General features: G+C 44.4%; 20 protein-coding genes and 1 pseudogene. 14 read left to right on the top strand and 7 right to left on the bottom strand.

The window, feature by feature from the left end; all coding sequences use genetic code 11:
• The 3 genes and pseudogenes from E1163_RS26980 to E1163_RS26970 all read left to right on the top strand — a co-directional run.
• A pseudogene (locus tag E1163_RS26980) lies at positions 1–250 on the top strand (AarF/ABC1/UbiB kinase family protein); the annotation flags it as partial.
• A 56-nt stretch (positions 251–306) separates the two neighbouring features.
• Positions 307–957: an NADPH-dependent F420 reductase gene (locus E1163_RS26975; protein WP_155176288.1), complete on the top strand. Its 651-nt coding sequence runs from the start codon at positions 307–309 to the stop codon at positions 955–957.
• Positions 958–1,042: 85 nt separating this feature from the next.
• Positions 1,043–2,056, top strand: coding sequence for a tetratricopeptide repeat protein (locus E1163_RS26970; RefSeq protein WP_155176286.1), 1,014 nt, complete (start codon positions 1,043–1,045; stop codon positions 2,054–2,056).
• A gap of 11 nt (positions 2,057–2,067) precedes the next feature.
• Here E1163_RS26970 and E1163_RS26965 read toward each other — a convergent pair whose 3' ends face one another.
• Positions 2,068–2,751 (bottom strand): dienelactone hydrolase family protein, encoded by a 684-nt coding sequence (locus E1163_RS26965; RefSeq protein WP_155176284.1) that lies wholly within the window; start codon positions 2,749–2,751, stop codon positions 2,068–2,070.
• Between the two features lie 12 nt (positions 2,752–2,763).
• Complete coding sequence (locus E1163_RS26960) at positions 2,764–3,375, bottom strand: phosphoribosyltransferase (protein ID WP_155176282.1); 612 nt, start codon at positions 3,373–3,375, stop codon at positions 2,764–2,766.
• A 150-nt stretch (positions 3,376–3,525) separates the two neighbouring features.
• Between E1163_RS26960 and E1163_RS26955 the strand changes: the two genes are divergently transcribed.
• Complete coding sequence (locus E1163_RS26955) at positions 3,526–3,966, top strand: GNAT family N-acetyltransferase (RefSeq protein ID WP_155176281.1); 441 nt, start codon at positions 3,526–3,528, stop codon at positions 3,964–3,966.
• Positions 3,967–4,027: 61 nt separating this feature from the next.
• Here E1163_RS26955 and E1163_RS26950 read toward each other — a convergent pair whose 3' ends face one another.
• The 3 genes from E1163_RS26950 to E1163_RS26940 form a co-directional block, all read right to left on the bottom strand.
• Positions 4,028–5,353: a RagB/SusD family nutrient uptake outer membrane protein gene (locus E1163_RS26950; RefSeq protein WP_155176280.1), complete on the bottom strand. Its 1,326-nt coding sequence runs from the start codon at positions 5,351–5,353 to the stop codon at positions 4,028–4,030.
• An 11-nt stretch (positions 5,354–5,364) separates the two neighbouring features.
• Positions 5,365–8,385 carry a SusC/RagA family TonB-linked outer membrane protein gene (locus tag E1163_RS26945; RefSeq protein ID WP_221418090.1) on the bottom strand — a complete coding sequence of 1,007 codons (3,021 nt, stop codon included), beginning with the start codon at positions 8,383–8,385 and terminating at the stop codon, positions 5,365–5,367.
• Between the two features lie 174 nt (positions 8,386–8,559).
• Positions 8,560–9,561, bottom strand: coding sequence for a hypothetical protein (locus E1163_RS26940; RefSeq protein WP_155176278.1), 1,002 nt, complete (start codon positions 9,559–9,561; stop codon positions 8,560–8,562).
• Between the two features lie 70 nt (positions 9,562–9,631).
• Between E1163_RS26940 and E1163_RS26935 the strand changes: the two genes are divergently transcribed.
• The 10 genes from E1163_RS26935 to E1163_RS26890 all read left to right on the top strand — a co-directional run bounded on the left by E1163_RS26935 (position 9,632) and on the right by E1163_RS26890 (position 20,505).
• Positions 9,632–10,711, top strand: coding sequence for a lipocalin family protein (locus E1163_RS26935; protein WP_155176277.1), 1,080 nt, complete (start codon positions 9,632–9,634; stop codon positions 10,709–10,711).
• Positions 10,708–11,346: an NUDIX hydrolase gene (locus tag E1163_RS26930; RefSeq protein ID WP_343033983.1), complete on the top strand. Its 639-nt coding sequence runs from the start codon at positions 10,708–10,710 to the stop codon at positions 11,344–11,346. Before E1163_RS26935 ends, E1163_RS26930 begins: the two co-directional genes overlap by 4 nt.
• Before the next feature lie 51 nt (positions 11,347–11,397).
• Positions 11,398–12,654, top strand: coding sequence for a DUF819 family protein (locus E1163_RS26925; protein WP_155176276.1), 1,257 nt, complete (start codon positions 11,398–11,400; stop codon positions 12,652–12,654).
• 406 nt (positions 12,655–13,060) lie between these two features.
• Positions 13,061–14,185, top strand: coding sequence for a DUF4856 domain-containing protein (locus tag E1163_RS26920; RefSeq protein ID WP_155176275.1), 1,125 nt, complete (start codon positions 13,061–13,063; stop codon positions 14,183–14,185).
• Position 14,186: 1 nt separating this feature from the next.
• The gene (locus E1163_RS26915; protein ID WP_155176274.1) at positions 14,187–15,302 is read left to right on the top strand and encodes an imelysin family protein; all 1,116 of its coding nucleotides are present in this window, start codon (positions 14,187–14,189) and stop codon (positions 15,300–15,302) included.
• Between the two features lie 11 nt (positions 15,303–15,313).
• The gene (locus tag E1163_RS26910; RefSeq protein WP_155176273.1) at positions 15,314–16,654 is read left to right on the top strand and encodes an HTTM domain-containing protein; all 1,341 of its coding nucleotides are present in this window, start codon (positions 15,314–15,316) and stop codon (positions 16,652–16,654) included.
• On the top strand, positions 16,654–19,092 hold the full coding sequence (locus E1163_RS26905) for a TonB-dependent receptor (RefSeq protein WP_155176272.1): 2,439 nt from the start codon (positions 16,654–16,656) through the stop codon (positions 19,090–19,092). Before E1163_RS26910 ends, E1163_RS26905 begins: the two co-directional genes overlap by 1 nt.
• Positions 19,093–19,231: 139 nt before the next feature.
• Entirely contained in the window at positions 19,232–19,393 is a 162-nt protein-coding gene (locus tag E1163_RS26900; protein ID WP_155176271.1) for a pinensin family lanthipeptide, read from the top strand.
• A gap of 216 nt (positions 19,394–19,609) precedes the next feature.
• Positions 19,610–19,903 (top strand): hypothetical protein, encoded by a 294-nt coding sequence (locus tag E1163_RS26895; protein ID WP_155176270.1) that lies wholly within the window; start codon positions 19,610–19,612, stop codon positions 19,901–19,903.
• A 14-nt stretch (positions 19,904–19,917) separates the two neighbouring features.
• Positions 19,918–20,505, top strand: coding sequence for a GNAT family acetyltransferase (locus tag E1163_RS26890; RefSeq protein ID WP_155176269.1), 588 nt, complete (start codon positions 19,918–19,920; stop codon positions 20,503–20,505).
• Between the two features lie 44 nt (positions 20,506–20,549).
• Here E1163_RS26890 and E1163_RS26885 read toward each other — a convergent pair whose 3' ends face one another.
• Positions 20,550–20,876 carry a hypothetical protein gene (locus tag E1163_RS26885; protein ID WP_155176268.1) on the bottom strand — a complete coding sequence of 109 codons (327 nt, stop codon included), beginning with the start codon at positions 20,874–20,876 and terminating at the stop codon, positions 20,550–20,552.
• Between the two features lie 90 nt (positions 20,877–20,966).
• On the bottom strand, positions 20,967–22,069 hold a 1,103-nt coding region (locus tag E1163_RS26880; protein WP_155176317.1), incomplete at its 5' end, for a zinc-dependent alcohol dehydrogenase.

The raw sequence follows: 22,069 nt of genomic DNA, 5'->3' as shown, positions 1-22,069 counted from the left end.
TTTCAAGGAAATGATAGAGCTTCTCGGGAGGCCATTCAGAATGGAACAGTTCGATTTCGGGGATGATGAATATTTTCAGCAGATATTTGAAGCTGGTGAACGCGTTTCAAAAATGAAGGAGTTCAGAAAATCCAAAACAGCCCGGGGCAATAAAGACGGCCTGTATATTAACAGGACGTACTTCGGCTTATACAATTTGCTAAATATGCTTAAGACTCGTGTGGTTACTTCTACGCTGTCTGTTAAGTAAGTTTAATTGTCATAATATCTTTCGTTTAATGTGCTTGTGTTTTTAAATTAAAAACTATGAAAAAGAACATTGGTATTCTTGGATCAGGAACAGTTGGGCAGGCATTGGCGGATGGTTTTATTAAGTATGGTTATAAAGTGACCATAGGTACAGGGCACCCTGAAAAGCTATCGGAATGGAAGAAAAAGGCAGGGGATAAAGGCGAGGTAGGTAGCTTCAATGAAGCTGCTGCGGCCGGGGAAATTATTGTACTCGCCGTTAAAGGGCGTGTGGCCAAAAATGTGCTTGAGCAATGCGGTCAACATAACCTGAAAGGGAAAATCATCATTGATGCCACTAATCCGATTGCAGATGAACCACCGGTCAATGGTGTACTGAAATTTTTCACTTCCCTGAACTCCAGTCTCATGGAGCAACTGCAAAGTAGTTTCAGAGAGTCGCACTTCGTCAAAGCATTTAACAGCGTGGGAGCACATCTGATGGTCAACCCTGACTTTGGTGGAGAAAAGCCAACCATGTTCATTTGCGGCAATGACAAGGAAGCCAAAGCCGAAGTGAAAAGTATACTCGACGAGTTCGGGTGGGAAACGGAGGATATGGGTAAGGATGAGGCAGCAAGGGCTATTGAACCTTTGTGCATCCTGTGGTGTATTCCCGGATTTAGCAATAATCAATGGAGCCATGCCTTCCGTTTACTCAAAAAGTAAGCGGAAGGTCGATTAGGAGCAATACTTTTAATATTCATCCTGTTTTTGTAAACCGGAATAGCTATTTTTGCCGAAAAATTCAGGCATGCGCTATTTTATTCCGGTAATTATCATTTTTTTGACAGCCTGTGGAAGCAACACCGACACACAGAAACAAAGGTTTTTGATCCGCGGGAATGATGCCCTGAAGCAGCAAAATTTCAGGGAAGCCGTCAGGTTTTTTAACGAAGCCATCAAGCAGGACTCCTGCTACACCGCTGCTATTAATAACCTGGGTATAGTTTATTTTCGTTTGGGGCAGTATCATAAAGCAGAACTGGAGTATACCCGTGCCCTGGCCTGCGATCCCTCTTACATGGACGCATACCTGAACCGGGCCAATGCATTTTATGAGCTTAACGAATTATACCGCGCGCTTGATGACCTGGAATATGTGGAAAAAAACATACCTGACTCATCCACCATACATTTCAGGAAAGGGCTTGTAAAAACTAAGATGAGAAAGTATCAGGAAGCGTTGGCGGCTTTTGACACGGCATACGAACTTGATACCGGTAATGTTGAGACCCTGATCAACAGGGGTACGGTGAAATATTATATGGACAATTTTGACGCGGCACAGAACGATCTTAACCACGCCTTGAAAATTGATCCGCTGCAAGGCAATGCCTATAATGCACTGTCGTTGATCGAGGTTGAAAAAGAGAATTATGACAAGGCGATGGAGCTGGTGAACCGTGCCCTTGATCTTGAACCCGGACAGCCCTACTTTTTGAATAACAGAGGGTTTATTTACCTCATGCAGGATAACCTTGAAAAAGCAAAGGAAGACATAGACCGCAGCATTACTGTTGACCCCAACAATGGCTGGGCCTACAGAAATAAGGGGTGGTATTACTTTAAAAAAGGCAATTACGATGATGCCATCAGGCTGTTGGAGCGTGCTGTAAAACTCGACGCGTTTGTAAACAAAGGATATTTGTACCTGGCAGAAGCGTATTTTGCGGCGGGAGAACGTCAAAAGGCCTGCGACGCTCTTAAAGAAGCAAAGGCCAATCAGACATCAATCCCCGAAGCATTGGCTGAGAAATGCCGGTAAGCTCTGAAAACTCAATGTTCACTGGCAGTGCCTGTATGATTATGACCGACCATATCCGGACTTAAATGCTGGCTGAACCATAAACCGGCGAGCTTTGCAACTTGCTCCAGTTTACCAGGTTCTTCAAACAAATGAGATGCTCCTTCAATTATTTTCATTTCCTTTTCACCGGCAAGTTGCTCATAAGCTTGTTTGTTAAGTGTGATTACCTGAGTGTCTTTACTTCCAACAATCAGTAGGGTAGGTGCTTTGACTTTAGCGACTAAAGGAATGGCCAGGTCAGGCCTTCCTCCCCGGGAAACTATTGCTGAGACGGGTTCCTTTAACTTTGCGGCAGCTTTTAGTGCTGAAGCTGCACCGGTGCTGGCACCAAAATAGCCTATGGGTAAGCCTTTAAGGTTATTTTGTTGTCTGGCCCAATGGGTTACCGCCAATAGCCTGTCAGTTAAAAGATCAACATCAAAGCGGTTTTCGTAAACAGCGTCTTCATATTTTGTAAGCAGGTCGAACAACAGCGTTGCCATATGGTTTTGCTGCAGTTGCTCGGCTACATAATTGTTTCTCGGGCTAAACCGGCTACTGCCGGAGCCATGTGAGAATAGTACTAACCCAGCAGGATTATCGGGAATCACAAGGTTGCCTTCCAGCATTATCCCTTCAATATCAATTTGAATGTCTTTCTTTATAGTTTTCATGAGATGTCCGTTTTAATCATTCAGCATAGCCCTGACCTCTTCATCTGATACCTGACCAAACTCCTGGTAATATTGACCCACCGCATTGAACTCAGGGGGTATATCCAGGCATACCACTTCGTCAGCGGCCTCTCTCAACTTCTTAATTGCACTTGGCGGACCAACAGGGGCAGCAATAATCACTTTTGTAGCACCTTTTGCCCTGGCCAGTTTTATGGTTGCCAGTAAAGTACTCCCGGTTGCGATACCATCATCCACAATGATGACGGTCTTATTATAAAGATTTATGGGCTGTTTGTCTCCCATATACTGCTCATATCGTTCTTTCAGGCCCGAACGCACCTTTTCCACTTCCTGTTCCACATAATCACTGGAAACGCTGCCGTCAGCATCTGTAAAGTAGCTGTCATTAATACCTACTGCTCCTATGGCGTATTCCTTATTAGCCGGATGCCCTATTTTTTTGGTTAAAATGATGTCTAAAGGGAAACCCAGCACTCTGGACACAACCTTTCCAATAGGCACACCACCTCTGGGAACCGCCAGGATAATGGCATCCTCATGCCTGTATTTTTTTAATCCTTTGGCTAACTGTTGAGCCGCATCTTCTCTATTGTAAAACATGGCGCAAGGGGGTTAGTGAGTTGATTTTCTTTCAGTAATACAACATAGGCATAAAAGCTTTTGTTTCGGTATGGGAGGTGAAATCATGATTTTGCTATGTCCGTCCAAAAGTTTTATTAAATTGACTGAATATAGCTGTTAACAGGTACTATGAATGCAAAGATCGAAATAAAAGAAGCTGTAGGAGAGCCGCTTATGAAGCAGGTTGCCATGATCCGTAAGGCAGTGTTTACGGGGGAGCAGGGCATATCCGAAACGCTGGACAATGACGGAAAGGATCCCATAGCCACGAACTTATTGCTGTATGTAGAGGGTGCGATAGCCGGCACGGGAAGGCTGGTGATAGAGGAGGGCAGGGGCATCCTGGCCCGAATAGCGGTCCTGCCCGATTTTAGGGGGAAAGGTTATGCAAAGATTATAATAAGCGAACTGGAGCAGCGTGCCTTGAACAAAGGCGTGCGGGAGTTTGAACTCTTTCCACACCGCTATTTAAAGCAGTTTTATGAAAGTGTTGGCTATGTACAAGGAGAGGAAAGAATATACGAAGTAGCCGGTCATGAGCTGATCAGAATGGTCAAGCACGCCGGTTGAGTTAAAAAAGAAGGCCATCCCGAATCCGGAATGGCCTTGTAATATATCTGGTTTTTGAGGCTTATTGTACCTCAGTCACCGGTACCGGGAATTGCTCCCATACGTTGTCACCTTCTCTGTCTATAGGTAATTCGTCCAGTCTGTTGTAGCGTCGCATATCTATCCAGCGATGTCCTTCCGCGAAAAGAGAGTACCTTCTTTGGAACAAAATCTCATCTATCAATGCTTCTTCCGTTGTTGCACCCGCATAAGGATCAAGTCCGTGAGCTGTTCTTATTTCATCTATAGCTGTTATAGCCGGGCCAGGGCTACCTTGCCTGGCATTGGCCTCAGCATAGATAAGAACAAGTTCTTCGTTGCGGATAATCGGAATGTTATCAGCTTGTGAAGGATATACCATAACATCATAATTGCTGGTGAGGTTATCCAAAGATGCTGCAGATTCCCTTTCAGAAACTTTGCTAAGCCTGTCGTCATTAGCCAAAGCATCAGTTACGAATGTGGGGTGTGCCACTCTGGTTTCTCCGCTGGCATTGGCCGGGAAAAACAATGGGTTGGTCACATCTCCACCTGCGGTAGAAAAGAAATGCTCAGGCCCTGTATTTAAGTCTCCGGTTAAATCGAAAAAGGAATCATCCAGGTAGTCCAGTGCGGCGGTGAAATCCTCCTGGTATACAGCAACTCTGGCCGCAATGGCTCTGTTGAATTCCAGGAAGCTTGCCGGATCATCGAACCCTGCAAAACCAGAACTTAGGCTAAATACGAATTCGTCTTCACTACCGGAAAGCTCAGTAGCTGCTTCGTTGAGCAAGCCCTCTATGTCATCAAGTGACTGCTCATAAGACCTGAATGGCCCGAGGTTATCAGGATCACTTACGTTGGTCCTTATCCCGTTTTGGTACAGCAGGTTCAGGTTCAGCAGCAGTTGGTAAGCCTTGATGGTTTTGGCAAATCCACGCATGTAGTTCTTTTGCGCATCGCTGATCGCTGCCGAAGTTTTATCTACAGCCTCCAAAAGGAAGTTAGTGTTCTTTATCACCCTGTATCTTTCGGCATACGGGCCGGTGATGTAAAAGGTGTTATTGTCTAACTCCGCGGAACCTTTTCCGAGAAGGTCGGCAGTAAACCTCGGGTCAGAACCGGAGAACCGGTAAAACTCTCTTCCTATCACACCTACATCATCATAGTATGTGCCCAGTCTGTTTCTCATGCCGGCCTCGATACCGGTGATCAGGTTCTGGAGCTCACTTAGCGTAGCATCATTGACCAGGTCAACACTCGGGTTGTTGGGGTCGTCCAGCTCATCGATCTCGCAACCGGTAGCAAAAAGCATACAGGCTATGGCAAGAGCGACTAATTTGCTTTTATATATCAATGTCTTTTTCATTTTCTTTCAAATTAAAATTCTAAAGCCAGGTGGAAAAAATATCTTTTTGCAGAAGGGAACGGGGTAACTTCAACACCGGTTGAAAGCCCGTCGCCACCAAAGTTGGATACTTCAGGATCGTAACTGTTGTAATCGAAGAAGTTTAGCAGGTTATAACCTGAAAAACCAACTCTTACACCATTGAATACACCGTTAAATACGTTCAGGAGCAGGTCTTCATCAAGGTTGTAGTATAAACCTACCTCCCTCAGTCTGATGTAAGAAGCATCTTCTACGAAAGTTTCTGCTGATACACCCAATTGCGACAGCCGGTACGGCCCGTTTTGCAATTGCCCAGTCGGGTCAAGGTCGCCATCGTCAAAGTCGGCGCTGGTACCGTTAAGGTCAGTCAAAAGCGTTGACAAATTCACGTTTTCAACACCTTGTTTCCAGTGCCATAAAAACGAAAATTCAAAGTTCTTCCAGGTAATGAAGTTGTTCCACGACATCTGGAAATCTGGCTCGGCATCACCCCATTTGGTTACACCATCAGGATTGTTGGGGTCAATACCCACTAGCTGCGTGGCACTTTTGCCTTCTTCTATTCTAAGCGTACCTAAAGTAGCGCCAAAAGCACCTGTATTGAATGCAGGAACCCTCAGCTCGGTAATTTCCGAACGGTTGAACCAGAAGTTCAAAGAAGAGTTGTATTTCAGGTCCGGCTTGTCTATGGCCAGAACATTAAGCCCCATTTCTATACCCTGATTTTCAAGTTCGGCACCGTTGATAATTTGCGAAGTGTAACCGCTTGAAGTAGGCACAAGAGCACTTAAAAGCAGGTCAGTTACATTTTTCTTATAGTAAGTGAAATCAAACATTACTCTGTTGTTGATCACACCAATATCAAAACCAGTCTCTATTTCAGACTGCTTTTCAGGCTCAACTTCCTGGTTACCCAGTTGTGTGCCGATCAGCGAACCTGCCTGTCCGTCGATGATAACACTACCGAAACCGGTGTACTTGGAACCGAAAGTTGCAAATCTACCGGCTTGTCCATAGGCAACTCTAAGCTTCAATGTATTAACGGCGTCAATTCCCCAGAACCCAAATTCGTGGAGGTTAAGGGCGAGGTTGGCTTTAGGGTAGTAGAACAGTTTATTTACATCACCATTGTTTGAGGATTTATCAGCCCTCACACCTACAGTAGCAATGATCTGGTCAGCGAAGTTGACTTCTTCCTGAATGAAGAAACCGGCATCTTCTTCTGGCTGTATGGTCTGCTCAGCACTTATGGCACTGGCTTGGTCCAGGTTGGATTGGGTACCAATAAGTTGTGTAGCCGTGATCAGCGTTGTGTTCCTGTTAAAATCCAGCTTAAGCACCCCGAGCTGGGTTACAAAACTCAGTTTATTGGAAGGGAAGTAGCTATGTACCAGGAAGGCTTGCAGGTTTCGGTTTTCCAGTACAGTCCTGCCTTGGATGGAGGCACCACCCGTTCCGTTGTTTCCTTGCTGAAACTGAAGCTCCCGTGGGAATAAAGCAGTGGTTTTTAAAGTATAACTGTCCAAACCGGCTAAACCGATAAACTTCAACTGCATGTTGTCATTTTGGAAGAGTGTAGCCTCTAGTTTGGCACTACCGATAAATCTTTGCACTTCTTCGCGGTTAGTGATAAGATCCCTGGTTTGCAGGAAGTTTGAAGGGGCATCCGGGTTGTTAGGATAGTTGCCGTTTTCATCCGGAAAAAGCTGGGTATATGGTCTGGTTGAAATGTAAGATATACCCATAGTAGTACCAGAGTTGTCGTTGTTGAAGAATCCCCGGTCAGCAGTAGATAAAATGTAATTTGATGTGAGCGCCACATTTACATTTTCAACAATATCGTGGGAGAAGTTTAATCTCATGGAAGTTTTCTCATATCCCGTATTTTCAACGATACCTTCTTCGTCTTTTCGAAGGAATGAGCCATAGTAACGGGTATCTTCATTTCCACCTGATGCACTAAGCACAGTGTTGAGTAGTAGCCCTTTGTGGCCGTAAAGCTCATCTTCATAATCATGAATAAGACCGGCATCCCGGGCATTCTGAAACCTTAGTACTTCTGCAGCAGCGGCAGCTTCCCTTTCGGCAGTTTCCTGAGGGGTTTCGTTATCGCCTGGTGCAAAATACGTATTTCGTATCCTTTGCTCGGTAAATGTTCTGGTGCCTAGAGGGTTGAGGATTGAAGTCTGGCCTACAGACTGTTCCAGACGTATTTTAGTTTTTCCGGGCGTTCCTTTTTTAGTGGTAATAACCACTACACCGGCAGAAGATCTCGATCCGTAAATAGAAGCAGCCGAAGCGCCTTTAAGGATCTCAATGGTTTCAATATCTTCAGGAGATATATCGGCAATCCTGTTAGATGGATTATCCTGGTTTGATGCACTACCACCGGCTGCGGCCGCAGAAACGACGTTAAGTCCCGCAGCAATGGAGGAGTTGTCAACATAAACCCCATCAACTATGAACAGAGGCTGAGAGCTACCGGTAATTGACGTGATACCTCTGAGTTTAACTGCTATACCACCTCCCGGGGCACCTGAGTTGGCTACAATGTTTGCCCCCTTAAATTTGCCATAAAGCGCACCATCTACAGTTTGTGGTGTAGTGGTACCTATGATCTCTTTGGCTGATATGGAGGCTACCGAGTTGGCGAGGTTACTTCTTTTGATATTTGATGCAAGTCCACTGATCACTACCTCTTCCAGACTGGTGACGTCTTCCTCGAGTGTAACATCCAGCCGGGTGCCGGTAACTGCAACCTCTTTGTTTTTATAGCCTATAAATGAAAAAACCAGAAAGGTCCCGTCATTAACCTTGAGGCTGTACTCACCATTGCCATCGGTTATGGTACCGTTGGTGGTGCCCTTTACAATAACATTAACACCTGCAATAGGCTCGCCACTTTTGGCTTCCGTCACTTTTCCACTGACGGTGGTCTCCTGGCCATATGCTATGTGAGAGAGCATTAAGCTCAAACATGCGGCCAGAAGAAAATAGTAATTTTTCTTCATCGTTGTCGGTTTTTAGGTTTGACATAAATATTGCAGGATTAAGGTATAAATTAAAAATCGAAATATAAACTTGCAAAGGGGGTAATTTTCAGTAGTTTATCCCGTAAAACGGGGGATTTTTCAAAATTTCATTCTGAAAATGTCCTGATTTGCATGAGGTTAGATGAGGAAAACTTATTTGAGTAATTTTCTCGGAGGTACTACAAAAATACTGAAGTTGTATACAAAGGCAGAGTTCAGGCGGTTTTCAACAAGGACATCAGCACTGATAGAAGCGTCGTCGGAAAGGTCGAAGTTAATGTTGCTCCTCAGGCCTCCCTCCAGGCCAAACCACAGCCAGTCGTGTATCTCCCGCTCCCAGGTAAGTAAGAACCGGACCTCTGATTTGTCCAGGAAAACCAGGTCATTTTTGGCTTCATCCAGCCGGATGCTGTAGTTGGAACCGTGTAGCTCTGCCTTGGCGTAAAAGTAGTTTTTCAGGTTAAGGGTGCTATACCTCAGTTTTATTTCGGCAGGTAGAATCGTTTCTATGCCCCATTGGTTGTTAAAAGACCTGTTGTAAGCGACGAGAGGGTATATGGAGCGCCTTCCGAAGCCATAGCTAAAGGCAACCCCAAAGGCATAGGAAACATAGTCATTTTTCTTCCACCCGATCAATGGGGAAATTGAAAATTTGAAAAAATCATTTTTGGCGAATGATTCTGACTGATAATCACCATTTAGGCCAGCACTTAACCTCAACAAGTAGTATTTGTTGGTGCGGGTAGGTTTTACCATGAAGATCTCACCCCTTATGCTTCTTAAAGAACGATTTTCCAGGTTCTGATAAAACGGATAGTCAAGGTTATCAGGTTGTTCAAAGTTAAATTCTTCGACAAAATACTTGACGCCGGCTGCCATTTTAAAACCATCTTTCAGGATAATTGGAGCCCTTAACTTAAACTCCCAGCGCCGGTTTCTTCTCACTTCTGCAGATGATTTTCCATCTCCTGATTCGGATTTAATCCAATAATCCCTTACAATTTCCCGTTTTATAACTATTCCCTTTGAACGAGGCAAGCCCACAACTCCAGGAACGCAAAAAACAGAGTCTGTACAGTTAATTATGGGTTCCTGGGCAAGTACAGGAGAAGCACTTAGTAGAAGAAAAACAATCTGAAGTATCCGCCTGGGCATTAAATCAAAGGTTAACTATATAATAATTACAAATTACCAATTTTATTATACAAACATCTTAATTTTATTGATGTTTAGACTGATGATGAAAAAACTGGTATTGATATGCCTGCCCTTATTGGTTTCGTGCAAATTTACTCCATATAACGGCAGCGATATTTACAATGAAAAAGCACATTTACCCGAAGATGAAGCGCTGCATTTTAAGAATTCATTGGAATGGTGGTATTTTACCGGGCATCTGGATGATGTAAACTCGGGAAATGAATACGGGATAGAATACGTGATATTCCATTTCAACCCACGGAACAAGAACGACTATCTGATGACCAACTTTGCCATTACCGATCCGGAAAGTGGCCGGTTTATCTATGATTATAAAATTGTGAAACTGGACTCGTTGCTTAAGCCCGAGTTGCCGCTTCGTCTGGTAGTTGAAGATAAAGGCAGGTCCCATAGGCTTGTAGGTGAGATGGGAAAATACCACATAAAGGCCAATATGAAAAAGGAACAGGTAGACGTGGAGCTGAAAACCGAGCCGCTTAAACCGGTACTGCTACACAACGGAACGGGTTATGAAACGTATGGAGAATATGCCAAGGCAGGCTATTACTCGTTTCCGAGACTTAAAGCTCAGGGACAGTTGAATATTGGGAGTAAAAATATTGAGGTGGCCGGTGAGCTGTGGTATGACCGGCAGTGGAATTGTGTGGGTGTATGGCAGAAAGAAGTGGCTTGGGACTGGATTTCAGTACAACTTGATAGTCCGCAGAGTGAGTTGATGCTTTACAGACTGCACCATTTTGGTGATGACAAAGTGCTGTTTGGTGGCAGTTATTACACTGAAGAAGGGAATGCTGTGACCTTACATGAGGGAGATATCGAGTTGGAAGAACTGGAATATTGGAAAAGTGACCGGTCCAAAGCCATTTACCCTGTGAAGTGGCGGGTTAAAGTCCCAGACCAGGAGCTGGATATTGTTATTGAAGCCCGTATCCCTGACCAGGAACTTGGGGTTGGATTTACCGCTTTTTATAAACTTTATTACTGGGAAGGGATGTGCTCAGTGGCTGGAGAGCTGAAGGGAGAGCCGGTTACAGGCAAGTCATATGTTGAATTAACCAATAGAGACGCATTTAATAAAAAGTGATTTACAAATTTGTTGATCTTTTGCAGGAGAGGCTGGGCAAGCCTCTGCCGGGGGCCGAGGCGCAACGGATAATGATGCCCAAAGAGAGTACTGAGGCCCGTTTTGACCTGAACAGGAATGATGTTCGTTTAGGTGGGGTAATGGTGCTTTTGTATCCTAAAAACAATGAAATATACCTGCCCCTGACCCAGCGGCACGATTACAGGGGGACCCACGGTGGCCAGGTAAGTTTTCCTGGTGGTAAGTGGGAGGAGGGAGACCCCGATCTGGAATTTACAGCACTGAGGGAAACCTATGAAGAAATAGGCGTGCAACAGTCAGATGTACAGGTGATTGGCAGGCTTACTGACCTGTATATTCCACCCAGCAATTTCCGGGTTTCACCGGTGGTTGGCTATATTGACAAATACCCGGAGTTTAATATCGATCCTTATGAGGTGGAAGCGCTCATAGAAGTGCCCCTGTCAATGCTGGTAAAAGAAACCACTTTGAAAAGAAAGGACATACTGGTACGAGGGAATTACCGCCTAAATGCCCCGTTCTTCGATATTGAAGGCAAAGTAGTATGGGGAGCTACTGCAATGATGCTGTCCGAACTGGTAGCACTGGTGCGTGAAATGGAGCTGAATTTGTAATTCTACTCAATTATCGATTAGTTTGGCATCTTTAAACTTTTCGATTACCCCATGAAAGAAGAACATATAGAGCCTTTTTTTACCAATGATGCTGTTATTTTTGGTATTTTGATGACTATTCTGGCCGTAGTATTTAAAACTGCTGCCAGCAAGAATCCGGGATGGCAAAAATTTTATAAAATAATACCAACCATACTCCTTTGCTATTTCCTGCCATCGCTGTTGAACACCTTCGGGTTGGTCGATGCGGAAGAATCCAGGCTCTATTTTGTGGCATCCAGATACCTGTTGCCCGCATGTCTGGTGCTGCTAACACTAAGTGTTGATCTGAAAGAAATTATCAGACTGGGACCTAAAGCGCTGGTCATGTTCCTTACCGCAACTGTCGGAGTAGTTATAGGCGGGCCATTAGCCATACTCATAGTTTCAGCCATAGAGCCTGATTTTGTGGGAGGTATAGGCCCTGACGCTGTTTGGCGCGGCATGACCACCATAGCAGGAAGCTGGATAGGGGGAGGTGCCAATCAGGCGGCCATGTATGAATTGTTTCAGCCTTCCGACAGCCTTTTTTCTGTCAGCATTACCGTAGATGTTATCGTTGCTGAGCTTTGGATGGCTGCTTTGCTGTTGGGAATAGGTCGTGCCGATGATATCGACAACTTTCTAAAGGCTGACAGCAGCGCCATTACCAAGTTAAAAAATAAAATGGAAGCCTATAGCCTGAGTATTGCCAAAATCCCTTCGGTAGCAGATTTGATGGTCATTTTGGCCATTGGCTTTGGTGCAACAGGTTTCTCACATTTTATAGCCGACATTGTAGCTCCTTATATTGCAGAAAATGCACCTTACCTTAAAAACTTCAGTCTGGATGCCGAGTTTTTCTGGATTGTGGTCATATCCACAACTATCGGTGTAATTTTCTCTTTTACCAAACTCCGTGAACTCGAAGGAGCCGGAGCCTCTAAGATTGGAACCGTTTTTATATTTATACTCGTCGCCACCATTGGTATGAAGATGGACGTGCTTGCTATTCTCGAAAATCCAGGCTTCTTCCTGGTTGGGCTGATCTGGATGGCCATACATGTTGTTCTGCTCATTATTGTTGCCAAGCTTATTAAAGCACCTTATTTCTTCCTGGCTGTAGGTAGCAAAGCCAATATTGGAGGAGCGGCGTCTGCACCCGTTTTGGCCGCGGCCTTTCACCCTGCCTTGGCACCTGTAGGCGTGTTGTTGGCGGTATTGGGTTATGCGTTAGGCACCTATGGAGCCTGGCTTTGTGGCATTCTCATGCAGATAGTGGCTAAATAGAAATTGCCATTTTCTTGATAGAGCCGCCTTTTTAGAAGTTTAATCGACGATAAGAAAGAATCCCTGTATTTTAATAAGCAGGGTTGCACGTTGTAAGGGCAAGGTACCCGATCAGCAGTTCTTTGTTCCTTTGGTATGGCATGGTCGATTGGTTTTTAGTCAGGCTCGCGGGTTGGCAACGGTATAGCTTTACTAAGCCTTCAGGGATTAGTAAAGCAGGTTGTTAATATCAGTGTTTAGTAAAGCCGTAACTAGTTCGGTCGACTGCTGTTGGCTCAATATCCCTGATCATCAATTCATTATTTTTATTTAAAATTATTCTAAACAAAATTTGATGACTGGTCGGTGGCTGTTATATTTGCGTCATTATTTAAATAAAGTCTAAATAAGAATAGTCTAAACCCACATGAAATTAAAATTATTGTATAGTCTGTTGTTTGTAGCTGCTTTGTTCTCTTGCGATGATGACGAAGATGCACAACCCAATGTTGAGGTACCTGCTACTTATGAATTCACTAGAGATGGTCAGTCAACGGTAAGTTACCAGGGACAAACTGACCGCCTGAATATGGTATCGGAGATCAAAAGCTATCTTTCTACCGGAGATGCAGGAGAGCCTATAGAAGCCTCTAAACTGTTGAACATGTATGCCAATGAGAATGATGCTTTTACCAGTGCTGACCTCAATGCTTCTACCAAGCAGTTGGAGGATAAAACTTTTGCTTCTGATGTACAATGGTTTAAAGACCTGTTTGCCGAGGCTGAAGCAGCAAGCAACTCCGGAGTTACTGCCAGCGATGGTCAGGCCGGACTTTATGCAAGAGGGTCTAAATTCATTCTTGTAAATGATAAAGGCTGGGAATTTACCCAGTTTATTGAAAAAGGACTTATGGGCGCGGTATTCTACAACCAGATATACAACGCCTACTTGTCTGATGCTAAAACCGGTGATGATGTGGATAATGAAACGTTGGTAGATGGCAAAAATTACACTGCCATGGAGCATCACTGGGACGAGGCTTTCGGTTACTGGGGTGTTCCGGTTGATTTTCCTAATGGTAACCCTGTTTTGTCTGATCAGGATAAAAGATTTTGGGCCAACTATACCAATGGCCGTGATGAACTGCTGGGTGTAAACAGCATGCTTATGAATGCATACCTGACCGGAAGAGCAGCTATTGTTGCTAAAAGAAATGATGTGAAGAACGAGCAAAAAGCAATCATTTACGAAGGCCATGAGTTAGTAGCAGCCGCTACTGCCGTACATTATCTTAATGAAGCGATGAGCGATCTTAGTGCCGGTGATCAGGGCAATTTGCTACACCATTTGTCAGAAGGTTATGCTTTTGTAAAAGCTTTGCAATACAGCCCGGTTAAGAAGATCACCCAGGCTGAGATCAACGAAATATTAAATACTGATTTGGGTACAGACGGTAATTTCTGGAAAGTGACCCTTGCGGGAATTCAAAAAGCTAAAGCTACTATAGTAGCGGCATATCCTTCACTTGAGGCTGTCAAAGACCAATTGTAAAATGAAGAAATTACTTTCTGCAATATTATTAATCAATCTCATTGTAGTTACAAGCTGTAGCGATGACGAAACCGGGGGTAGCACTCCCGGTTTTGATCGTAAAGCCATGTTGGAAGATCTGGCAGGCAATGTGATCCTGCCTGCGTATGATACACTGAATAAAGAAGTAATTGCTTTAGATGAGGCACTCAATGCATTTATTACTTCCCCGGATTTATCCTCCCTTGCAGCTTCCCGCAATGCGTTCGAGCAGGCTTACCATGCCTGGCAAAGGGCTTCATTCTGGGAGTTTGGTCCGGCGTTCGATGTTTTGCTGATGAGTTCTGTTAATTCATTTCCTGCTGACTACATTTCCATCAACAGCAATATTTCAAGTGGGACCTATGATTTTAACACCCTTTCGGGGCAGGATGAAAAAGGATTCCCGGCTGTTGGCTACCTTTTGTATGGTATTGCTGACACCGATCAGGGTATTGTGGATATGTTTACCACTGACGCTGACGCTGCCAATAGAAAGGATTACCTGAAGGCGGTTGCTGCTGACATGCGCTCCAGAGTATCGGAAGTGGCTACAGCATGGTCAGCATCGGGTGGCGACTACAGGTCGGTATTCATTAATAGTGATGGTACAGATGTAGGTAGCAGTGTAGGGCTGATGGTCAATGAGCTGAATAAATTTGTAGAGAGAGAGGCGCGCGATGCCAAGATTGGTATTCCTCTTGGCAAAAGGTCTCAGGGCATTCCCATACCAGGAGAGGTAGAGGCCGGCTATAGCAATCTGTCCATTTCCCTGGCTTCCGAAAACCTTGAGGCGCTATATAATTTCTACATGGGCATAGGTGTAGAGGGAGATAAGATCAGCTTCTATGATTATCTGACTACGATCAACGCCCAGTATAACGGAGGCTTGCTTTCAGATGCTATCAAACAGCAGTTTGAAAGTGCTATGAAAGAAGTAGGAGAGATACCTACTCCGTATCAGGAAACCGTAGAATCCAACCCCACACCTGCGGATGAAGCTTATACGGAACTACAGAAACTTGTGGTTTTGCTAAAGGCTGATATGCCGTCAGCGCTTGGAGTACTGATTACTTATCAGGATAATGATGGAGATTAGGCTGTAAAAACATGCGTGACCTCATATATAAGCCGATATCAATTGCACCCTTAGTCGTATTCAGGGTGCTTTTTGGCTTTATAATGTTTGTGAGCGTGATGCGTTTTATGCTCAACGGTTGGGTAGATTCCCAATACGTGATGCCGCGCTTTTTCTTTTCTTATTATGGTTTTGAATGGATAAAACCACTTGGGGAGACGGGTATTTATGTGATTTTCATTGTTATGGCCATAGCCGCATTGTGCGTTATGGCGGGAGCCTTCTACAGGATATCTGCTACAGTATTTTTTCTGGCATTTACCTATGTGGAACTTATCGATAAAACCAATTACCTCAACCACTACTATTTCGTCAGTCTTGTCAGCCTTGTTATGATCTTTTTGCCCGCACATCGTCATTTTTCCCTTGACGTCTGGCGTAAACCGGCACTCTATGTGCGTGAAGTGCCCTATTGGTGTGTACTGATCATACAGCTTCAATTGGCACTGGTTTACTTTTATGCCGGAGTTGCCAAGCTCAACTATGATTGGCTTATGGAAGCACTGCCTTTAAGAATGTGGCTTCCACCCAATGCGCATGTACCGGTAGTGGGCTTTTTATTTGAAGAAGTATGGGTGGCGTACTTTTTTAGTTGGTTTGGAGCTGTTTATGATCTTTCTATTCCTTTCCTTTTGTTTTATAAGCGTACAAGACCTTATGCATATGTTGCAGTTATAGCCTTTCATATACTTACCTGGTTGCTTTTCCCGATAGGGATGTTTCCCTTTATTATGATACTGGCTACAACGATCTTCTTTTCACCTGATTTTCATCAGGGTTTAATAAAAAAAATAACTGTTGTTTTGCAGCGCCTGAGAGTTTACAGAGATGTTGCTCCTCAGAAATATGTGGCTTCGGCTGCAAGTCGGTGGGTTGTCGGCTTTTTTGCTTGTTTTTTGCTTGTACAGGTGATCTTGCCATGGCGTTTTACGCTTTATCCGGGGAAACTGTTCTGGACAGAGCAGGGCTACAGATTTTCGTGGAGGGTGATGTTGATGGAAAAGGCCGGATATGTGATCTTTCATATAAAAGACCCTGAGACAGGACGGCAATGGGAAGCCTATGCGCATGAATATCTGACACCAATGCAGGAAAAGCAGATGTCGACCCAGCCGGATATGATATTACAATATGCCCATTTTTTGGAGCAGGAATATATAAAACAAGGCATACGAGACCCCGAGGTTAGGGCGGAGGCCTATGTAACCTTGAATGGCAGTGGTAGCCGGTTGTTCATTGACCCGGAAGTGGATCTGACTAAAGAGCAGGATGGATTTGGTCATAAAAAATGGATTTTATCCTATAAGAATTGATGAAAGTGAAGTTTAAGTACATTACCCTGATTTTTGTTTTACTGGCGGTGCAGGCAGGTGCTCAGGGCATTATTACCGGCACGGTTAAATCCATGGAAGGTGAGCCACTGGTTGAGGTGGAGGTTTTTCTTCAGAACACGGCTTATATTACTTCTACGGATAGAAAAGGGCGGTTTGAATTGAATGATATCCCCTATGGCACCTACACACTGGCTGCATTTTCAATGGGCAAGGCTACCTTGTCGAAGGAAGTAAATCTCACTGAAGAGAACAAGGTGGTAAATGTAGACTTTGAATTAACTGACCTGGCCGCTGAACTTGACAACGTTACGATCAAAAGCCAAAGAGAGGAAACCACGGGTATCCGCAGACTACAGGCCGTTGAGGGGACAGCTATATATGAGGCCAAGAAAAATGAGGTAATCGAACTTAGGGATATTACGGCAAACCTTGCTGTAAACAACAGTCGGCAGGTGTACGCCAAGGTCCCCGGCCTGAACATCTGGGAAAGTGACGGCGCAGGGTTGCAGTTGGGTATCGGTGCCCGCGGACTTGACCCCAGCAGGACGGCAAATTTCAATGTAAGGCAAAATGGCTACGACATCAGTGCGGATGCTTTAGGGTATCCTGAGAGCTACTATACACCGGCAACCGAGGCGGTGGAACGCATAGAAGTGGTGAGAGGTGCCGCTTCCCTGCAGTATGGTACACAGTTTGGCGGACTGTTGAACTTTGTAATGAAGGAAGGACCTGAGGATAAAAAAATCGAGGCCATAACGCGTAATACGGTTGGCTCTTATGGATTCTTCAGCACATTCAACAGTCTTGGAGGTACGGTAGGTAAATGGAACTACTACACTTTCTTCCAATATAAAAGAGGGGAGGGATGGAGAGAGAACAGCTCCTTTGATTCAAAAATGGCCTATGGAGCCTTAAAATATGAGGCGTCTGACCGTTTTTCCGTAAAGTTTGAATATACTTTTATGGATTACCTCGCCCAGCAGCCCGGTGGTCTTACCGATCAGTTCTTTTTAGAGGATCCACGGCAGTCGATAAGAGGCAGAAACTGGTTTCAGGTCAACTGGAATTTGTTTGCCAATACCATTGATTACAGGATCAACGACAGGCTGAAGCTGAACGTCAGGACTTTTGCCCTCATCGGCGGGAGGGATGCCCTGGGCAACCTGGGAAGGATCGACCGTACCGATGAACTTGAGAAGGAAAGGAACCTGTTCTCCGACGAGTTTCACAACATCGGCAATGAAACACGTCTGATCTACAACTATCATATCGGCAAAAGGCAGGCAGTAGCGTTGGTAGGCGCCCGATACTACAACGGCTTTACTGACAGAAAGCAGGGACTGGCCGATGCCACTAGTGAGCCTCACTTTACATTTTTAAATCCTGATAACCTTGAGGATTCAGACTTTGACCTTCCCAGTGAAAACATATCCATATTTACTGAAAACATATTTGACATCACGGATAAGTTCAGCGTAACCCCGGGTGTACGTTTCGAACATATCTACACAGGTGCTGATGGGTACTATCAGAAGAGCACGTTTGTGAAGGACCCTGTCACTGGCTTTAAGAAAGACTCTACTTATCAGGAATATGAATCCCGTGAACGTTCCAGATCGTTTGTATTCTTCGGGTTAGGCCTTAGCTATAAGCTTAAGCATAAGGAGGTTTATGCCAATTTCTCGCAAAACTATAAGTCAATCAATTTTAATGATATCCGGGTGGTTAACCCTAACCTGGTGGTTGATCCAAACATCAAAGATGAATTCGGGTATAACTTTGATCTGGGGATACGAGGCAGCAAACCTGGGAAATTCAATTATGATATAAGCGTTTTCTACCTTCGTTATAATGATCGTATAAGTGCCATTCAGAAAAAGGACACTGTGAACTTCAGGGTGTACCGTTACAGAGGAAATATTTCTGATGCCTACAGCACCGGGCTCGAGGCCTTTGGGGAGCTGGAGCTGTTCAATGCATTGGGAGTAGACTCTCAAAACAGCCTGAATTTATTTGTAAATACTTCCGTAATAGATGCCAGGTACCTGCAAAGTGACGAGGAGGCTATAGAGGGCAACAAGGTAGAGCTTGTACCTCCCTTTAGTGTACGTACCGGTCTGTCTTTTATCCACAACGATTTTAAAGTTACCTATCAATACTCCTACGTTCAGAAGCACTTTACCGACGCTACCAATGCTGATGATATGGTGCCGGGGGCCGTATCTGGTCCTATACCTACTTACTATGTTATGGATCTCTCTGCCAGCTACAGGTATAAATTTGCCAAACTTGAGGCCAGCGTTAATAACATTACAGACAACAAGTATTTTACCCGAAGGGCATCCGGCTACCCCGGTCCCGGTATAATACCTGCGGATGGCCGGACTTTTTACCTGACCCTTGAGCTTAAATTTTAGGTAACTCCCTTACCTGTAAGCAGGTATGCTGTGAAATCCCGGTTAACGGTGATGTTTTGATATTATAAAATTTCTCAGATTGCACTATGGTAATTCCCAAAAACCATAGAAGTGAGGGATATTTAAATAAACTAACATCATGAAGAAAACCAAACTATCAATCCAGGACCTTAAAGTACAAAGCTTTATTACCGATTTTAAACAAGGTGAAGAAAACACGGTAAAAGGTGGAAATACAATAGCCTGCTACCCTACAGGGGCTGAATCTTGTATATTCCGTTGCTTTTACGCAGAAAAATAAAAGATCCAAAGGCTGTACCGGAGAATTTAGATTCCTGGTACAGCCATCTTTTTAAGAGTTACTTCCTCATCCTTTCGCTTTTCTAAAATAGTCTCTACAGGCTTTACAACATTCCTGCCTTTTATATCCTAATTTCAAGGTAATTGATTACATTGCTGTTCCTGCCAATAAACCACATAAGTGGAATGGTAGTTGGTAATTTTATGACTGTGTAACATGCTTGAAGTTTTGACTGTTCTTACCCTTGGGAAATCCATAAGTAAAATTGCCCGGGAAAAGGGACTGAAACCCTGGAAATATGTAGTGATCATGTTGGCGTTGCTGTTTGGTCTAGAAATAGCAGGTGCCATGACAGGTGCCATCCTGTACGGAGAAAGCCCTTTGGTGTATCTGTTTGCCCTTCTCGGAGCTGCATTAGGAGGGTTCTTAAGTTATCGAATAGTGAAATTTGCCAATCCGGCCTCATCATATTCTTCTGAGGAAGTACTCGATGCAAATTTGAGAGGCTAACCATCCCTGACTATATGGAAATAAGAAGTGCTAAAATTGATGATGTTCAAAAAGTTTTGAACCTGCAGGAAAAATACCTGTTTAACAATCTCAAAGAAGAGGAACGAAAGGATGGCTTCGTAACCACGCCATTTACTGTAGAACAAGTCGAAAACATTATTGCTGAAAAGGGCCTGTTCCTGGCATTGGACAAAGGTGAGGTGGTAGCATATATCTTTGCCGGTAGTTGGGACTACTATGCTCAATGGCCCATTTTTACGTATATGACTACCTTGTTTCCCCAGCTTACATTTCCAGGACATGTACTGACTACCGAAAATAGCTTTCAGTACGGGCCGATATGTATTGACCGCAATTACAGGGGAGGCAATTTGTTGAGGTCCCTTTTTGAAGAAATGCGATTGGGCATGTCGGATCGTTATCCTTTGGCTGCTACATTTATCAATAAAGCAAATTTCCGTTCGCTAAAGGCCCATGTCAACAAGCTGGGTTGGAGTGTTATTGGCGAATTTCAATATAACGGACAGGAATATCATATTATGGCTTATGATATGAGCAAACCTGTGTTGTCAGATACTTCTGGCATGCATGCCATAAAATAAACCCACCGGCTCGGCTCGAACCGGTGAGTATGGATTTTCCGCTTTTAACTTTGCTCCCCTTCACCAACGGGCTCATCGGCGGTAGATATTCTGGAGTTGTTAAAACCACTGTCGTTATTAAAGTAGACGTAGACTGGTTTTTCATTCCTTAGCATATCTATCAGATGTTGCAACTGATGATGATGGTAATAAAAAGCATGGTAGTTACCCTCTTTGCGTGCCTCCGGGAGATCACTGTCCGGGTCTTCATAAAACCACACCGAACACACTTCCCCGACAGCACCTTTAAGGATAAGGTTTGTTTTTCCTGTTTTTCTGGATGACCAGTTATAGTAAGAATAAGTCTTTACCTCGAAGGATGATGTTGCCATATCAATTATAATTTTATTGTTTTAAACTTTAGTGGCTTACCCATCCATTAGGTTACCGGTCAATCCCTCATTCTTTCGTCACATCTCCCATCATGGCGTTAATACCACTTTTAAGCAATCATCTTCCTTTTTGTTAAATATGTCATAGGCATGAGGGGCATCTTTCAGTGGCAGTTTATGCGTTATAATATCCTCCAGTGTGACTTTGTCCTCTTCCACGAGCTTGATCAGTGTGTCTATGTAGGCCTGTACAGGAGCCTGCCCCGCTTTGAGGGTGAGTCCTTTATCAAAGAACTGTCCAAACGGAAAGTTGTGGTAATTGGAGCCATAAACGCCAACGACCGAAACTACACCACCTCTTCTTACAGCGCTGAAGCAATTTTCCAATACGTTGGTTGTTCCGGCCTGTACCGTCACCGTATTAAGTACCTTTTCTAAAATGCTCCTGTCAGCCTCCATGCCTACCGCATCAATGCAGACATCGGCACCTCTTCCTTCGGTCATTTCCCGGATGATCTCCACTACGTCGTCTGTTGCGGCATTGAGCACTTCTGAATTGGCCACTTTTTTGGCTTTCTCCATTCGGTAAGGCTGAATGTCGACCCCAATTACCCGCTTGGCACCTTTAAGCCAGGCAGACTTTTGGGCCATTATACCCACCGGGCCACATCCGAACACAACTACTGTCTCGCCTCCTTTGAGGTCAGCCCAGTCAACCGCTATATAACCCGTAGGGAAAATATCGGTAAGGAAAAGGACCTGGTCATCCGTAAGGTTTTCGGGCACTTTCCTGGGGCCTATATCGGCAAAAGGAACACGCACATACTCGGCCTGGCCTCCTGCATAGCCGCCATAAAGATCAGTATAGCCGAAAAGCGCTGCGCCTTTTTGATCCATAAGCCCACCTTCCGGACCGTAGTGCTTGTGGTTAGAGCTTTCGCAATGTGGGTACAGGTCATGCTGGCAGAAAAAGCAATGTCCGCAACTGATGGGGAAGGGAACAACCACCCTGTCTCCACGTTTCAGGTTAGTAACGGCTGATCCCGTTTCTACCACTTCTCCCATGAATTCATGCCCCACGATCATATTCTCCAACTGAGGGATTTTACCGTTGTAAATATGCAGGTCTGATCCGCAAATTGCTGTTTCAGTGACTTTAATTATAGCATCCCGCTTGTTCTCGATTTTTGGGT

Origin of the sequence: Fulvivirga kasyanovii, from assembly GCF_009711405.1 — a bacterium.
Lineage (GTDB): Bacteria > Bacteroidota > Bacteroidia > Cytophagales > Cyclobacteriaceae > Fulvivirga > Fulvivirga kasyanovii.
This window is presented reverse-complemented; position numbering and strand designations above follow the sequence as displayed.